At 53.6% G+C, this 3,178-nt stretch carries 3 protein-coding genes; all 3 read right to left on the bottom strand.

From position 1 onward, the window contains the following. Nucleotides 1–1,115, bottom strand: a 1,115-nt coding sequence (locus AQR02_RS33390) for a Tex-like N-terminal domain-containing protein (protein WP_280818639.1), incomplete at its 3' end; no start/stop codon positions are given. A gap of 136 nt (nt 1,116–1,251) precedes the next feature. Continuing rightward, a complete protein-coding gene (locus AQR02_RS02095; RefSeq protein ID WP_054939183.1) occupies nt 1,252–2,457 on the bottom strand; it encodes an MFS transporter in 1,206 nt (401 codons plus the stop codon). 206 nt (nt 2,458–2,663) lie between these two features. After that, nucleotides 2,664–3,178: TetR/AcrR family transcriptional regulator (locus AQR02_RS02090; RefSeq protein ID WP_082451573.1), on the bottom strand; the 515-nt coding region annotated here is incomplete at its 5' end.

The following is a 3,178-nucleotide window of genomic DNA, read 5'->3' as shown; positions in this document are numbered from 1 at the left end:
CCGCCTCTTTTCTTCTTGTTGTTCGGCGGCGTCGGATACGTGACCGCCACCTCCAGCAGCTTGCCGGTGTCGTCCACCACGGCAAGCTTGCAGCCGGTGCGGTAAGCCGGGTCCACGCCAAGCACGCTCAGGCCCCTGACCGGCGGCTGGAGCAGCAGGCTGCGCAGATTGCCGGAGAAGATCGAAATCGCCTGTGTTTCCCCCTTCTCGGTCATTTCCCCGCGCACCTCACGCTCTACCGACGGGGCAATCAGCCGTTTATAGGAATCCTCTGTTACGGCTTCCAGCAGCTCCTTGACCGGGGATGGCCCTTTGATCAGCTTGCGCGTGATGAAGGCATGAATCTTGTCCGGGACTACCTCAATGCCGACCTTGAGCACACCCTCCCGTTCTCCGCGGTTAATCGCGAGAATACGGTGCGGCGGCATTTTATGTACCGGTTCACGGTAACTATAGTAGTTCTCGTATACACTCTCCTGCGCGGCATCCTTGGCCTCGGAGACCAGAATCCCTTGGCTGGCCGTATACTGGCGGACCCACGCACGGATCGCCGGATCATCGGCAATATTCTCGGCGATAATATCCATCGCACCCTGCAGCGCCAGCTCGGCACTCTCCACACCTTTATCTGCATCTATATATTTAGCGGCCTCTTCTAGCGGAGAACCCTGCCGGCGCTGCTCCATAACCCAATCCGCCAGCGGCTCCAGCCCTTTCTCCTTAGCCACACTCGCTCTTGTCTTGCGCTTCTGCTTGAACGGACGATACAGATCCTCTACTTCCTGCAGCTTGACCGCCCTCATAATCTGCTGATGCAGCTCCGGTGTCAGCTTACCCTGCTCCTCAATGCTGCGGATGACATCCTTCTTGCGGTCCCCCAGATTGCGCAGGTAACCGAGCCGTTCTTCAATATCGCGCAGCGCATTTTCATCCAGCTCACCGGTCATTTCTTTGCGGTACCGCGCAATAAACGGAATGGTGTTCCCTTCATCCAAAAGCCCAACCGTCGTCCGCACCTGCTTCAGGCTGATTCCCAGCTCCTTGGCAATTGCCGCGAGTATCAGTTCCTGTTCCTGCCGGATAGCCGCATCCTCCTGCAGATTACCGGCATTCATATTCTCTGCTGCCAATAGTATCCCTCTTTCCGTAAACGTGCTAGTATCATAAATTCTCTACATAAAATAGTATCACAGATTGCCGCTGTACCAAAGTTAGCCGGATAATGCATCACCACACCACCCGGCCATATGGTTATTTCGCCTGCACACTGCGACGGGCCATCCGCTTACCGGTGCCAAGCGACATCAGGAAGCACAGAACCAGTACAAGCGCAGCTGCACCGTACGGATAATTAATGTCCAGATCGAACAGGATTCCAGCCACAATCGGACCGGCAATGTTGCCGAGACTCGTATAGGCAGAGTTCATGCCCATCACAAAGCCCTGCTGCGACTCACCAGCCATTTTGGACAGCTGGGTGCCGACAGCCGGGCGCAGGATATCCATGGCGAGGAACACGATGAACGTCACGGCCATGATTGCAAAATACCCATGGACAAACAGGGTCAGGAGAATGAACACACCCGAAGCCAGCAGGCAGACGGAGATCACCCGGTTTTCACCAAAACGGTTCAGAATCCAGCTAAAGACAGTCAGCTGAACCACAGCACCGGCAATCGAGCCAAAGGTCAGTACAAACGCGATATCCTTGGGTGTGAAGCCGAATTTATGATCAACAAACAGTCCAAACACCGTTTCATAATTCGCGAGGCCGAAGGACATAACGAACACAATAATCAGTCCGATAAAATACGGTTCACGGTAAGAACGCAGCAATTGGGCTACAAGGCTCTCACTCTTTTGCTGTCCGGAAGCAGGGTCATGAACCGCAGCAGCACGTGACTCCGGCAGTAAAATAAACGTGATGATAGCTACAAACGCCGCCGCTACAGCAGCCGCGAAGAACGGTACCCGGATGCCGAACTCAGCCAGATAGCCGCCGATTCCCGGTCCGATAATAAATCCTGTAGTTATGGCCGCGTTGATCAGTCCCATGCCTTTGGCCCGTTCATCCATGGAAGTGGTATCCGCCACATAAGCCATAACTGCAGGCATAATCATCGCCGCTCCAATGCCGCCTAGCATCCGGGCCACAAACAGCATCCACGGCTGATGGGCTACCCCAAAGGCAAGCTCAGAGAACGCAAAAACAATCAGTCCCAGGACAATAATTCTTTTACGGCCCATCCGGTCAGACATCCTGCCGGCAAGCGGCGACACGATCAGCTGGGTCAGCGAAAATGCAGCCACCAGCATGCCGACGACACTGCCCCCGATATGCAGCTCATTCATGTAAGTAGGCAGAATCGGAACGACCAGGCCGATCCCGGTAAAGGTCAAAAATATACTAATCATCAGCATCAGCATCGCGCCGCGGTTTCTTAACAGTAGTGACATTGTATTCCCTCCGTAATAACACATTCAGTTATGCAAAAAAAAATTTCCCATGTTCAATATCCGCTTATCCGCCAGATGCCATTCCTACAGCTTCAAAAAAATCTCACCCGCAATATAAGACCGACCATCCGGTCTAATTAGAGACATGAAAACCCCTATCCAATCCGTTCGTTATGCCGGCTGCTTGGCAATACGCTTCTCAATGCCTAATTGGCACGGATTCCCTGCAGCAGCAGGCTGATAGCATCCCGGTAATACTTCTTAATCTCTACCGGTCCCTCCGACGGTGCTGTAATTTCGCTGACTCTGCCGATCCCCTCCAGCATGCCGCTGACAATGACCACATAATGATCCAGATCCTTCTGAATCAGACAGCCCGAGTCCATTCCTTCCTTGAGGAGATTGCGGCAGGCCGCTGCACCGGATTCATACAGCCGCGTGAGCCGCTGATAGATTTCATCCGAATGGGTACGGGATCTTGCATATTCCTCAAGTCCGCGGATCAGCGGATTCTGATAATCATTCGCGTAATGCTCGCCGAGCGCATAAAGGCGCTCCTCAACCCCGCTGAGTCTGCTTTGAATGTCTTCCCACTCCGAGAGCCACTGCTCCGTGTCATCTTCAACCACATACAGAAACAGCTCATCCTTGCTGGGAAAATGGTGATACAGGCTCCCTTTGCTTACTTTAGCCGCAGTGCAGACCTCATTCATGGTTACAG

It is taken from the genome of Paenibacillus ihuae (genome assembly GCF_001368795.1).
Classification (GTDB): Bacteria; Bacillota; Bacilli; order Paenibacillales; family Paenibacillaceae; genus Paenibacillus_AQ; species Paenibacillus_AQ ihuae.
This window is presented reverse-complemented; position numbering and strand designations above follow the sequence as displayed.